The organism is Cnuibacter physcomitrellae (assembly GCF_014640535.1).
Taxonomy (GTDB): domain Bacteria; phylum Actinomycetota; class Actinomycetes; order Actinomycetales; family Microbacteriaceae; genus Cnuibacter; species Cnuibacter physcomitrellae.
In genome coordinates, this window is the sequence record NZ_BMHD01000006.1 from 1 (window position 1) to 1,262 (window position 1,262).

2 protein-coding genes are annotated in these 1,262 nt (G+C 65.5%); both read right to left on the bottom strand.

What is annotated here, in order from left to right; translation table 11 throughout:
- Window positions 1-40: 40 nt before the first annotated feature.
- Entirely contained in the window at window positions 41-916 is an 876-nt protein-coding gene (locus tag IEX69_RS20720; RefSeq protein ID WP_085021731.1) for an IS3 family transposase, read from the bottom strand.
- Window positions 913-1,197, bottom strand: coding sequence for a transposase (locus IEX69_RS20725; protein ID WP_085021732.1), 285 nt, complete (start codon window positions 1,195-1,197; stop codon window positions 913-915). Before IEX69_RS20725 ends, IEX69_RS20720 begins: the two co-directional genes overlap by 4 nt.
- Window positions 1,198-1,262: the final 65 nt, after the last annotated feature.

A 1,262-nucleotide genomic window follows, 5' to 3' on the forward strand; every position in this document is an offset into this window, starting at 1 on the left:
GGAGCTTGACCCGGTTCTCCGGACGCTTCTTTTGTGATGTTCATGCTGCCAGAGCAGCGGTGGTGTGTTCTTGTTCGTAGTCGGCTGGGCTGAGGTAGCCCAGCGCGGAGTGGCGTCGTCGGGGGTTGTAAAACCCCTCGATCCATTCGAAGATTGCGGAGCCGAGCTCGGCCTGCGAGACCCAGGCGCGACGGTCCAGGAGCTCGCGTTGCATGATCGACCAGAACGATTCCATGAGCCCGTTGTCCACGCTCGAGGCCACGCGTCCCATCGATCCCAGTAGTCCCGCTTGCCGGAGCCGGTGTCCGAACAGCCAGGACGTGTATTGGCTTCCGCGGTCGGCGTGAACAATGGTGCCGGGCTCGGGCCGACGCTGCCATCGCGCCATCTCGAGCGCGTCGACGACGAGCTCGGTGCGCATGTGGTCCGCGATCGACCAGCCGACGACGCGTCGAGTGAAGCAGTCCAGCACGGCTGCGCAATACACCTTCCCCGTCTGGGTGGAATGTTCGGTGATGTCGGTGAACCAGACCCGGTCGGGCGCGTCGGCGGTGAAGTTCCGCCGCACGAGGTCATCGTGCGGCGCCGGCAGAGGCCGGACGCGTCCGCGTTTGCGGCGGTGGCTGATTCCGCCGATCCCGGCCTGACGCATCAGCCTCGCGACGCGTTTACGGCCGACGTGGATGCCGTGCCCGAGCCGCAGCTCGGCATGCACCCGCGGCGCCCCATAGGAGCCTCGGGAGTCGTAGTGCGCGCGTTCGATCACCGCCAGCAGGTCCGCGTCTCGTGCAGCACGCTGGGACGGCGGACGGTCTTTCCAGTCGTAGAAGCCCGAACGTGATACGTCCAGCACCCGGCAGGCCACCGCGACGGGGAACCCGTCACGGCTGAGTTCCTGGACCAGCCGGAACATCATTTTGGGAGGATGTGCTCCCTCGCGAAGTACGCCGAGGCGCGTTTGAGGATCTCGATCTCCATCTCGAGCACCCGGTTCTTGCGACGGAGCTCGATCAGCTCACGCTTCTCCGCACTCGTGACTCCCTCGGCCTTGCCGGTATCGACGTCATCGGCTGCCATCCAACGCCGCAACCCTGATTCGCTGATCCCGAGATTGCGGGCGACCTGAGCGACAGGCTCACCACCCGCGACCAGATCCAGGGCGCGACGCCGGAACTCCGGCGACTTCGCAGCAGGCATATCGGACTCCTCACTGAGACGATCATCGCCTCAACTCAGGTGTCCGGGAAACCGGGTCAAGCTCC

Coding starts and splice junctions, on each gene's coding strand:
- IEX69_RS20720 (WP_085021731.1), bottom strand. CDS start 916: ATGATGTTCCGGCTGGTCCAGGAACTCAGCCGTGACGGGTTCCCCGTC.
- IEX69_RS20725 (WP_085021732.1), bottom strand. CDS start 1,197: ATGCCTGCTGCGAAGTCGCCGGAGTTCCGGCGTCGCGCCCTGGATCTG.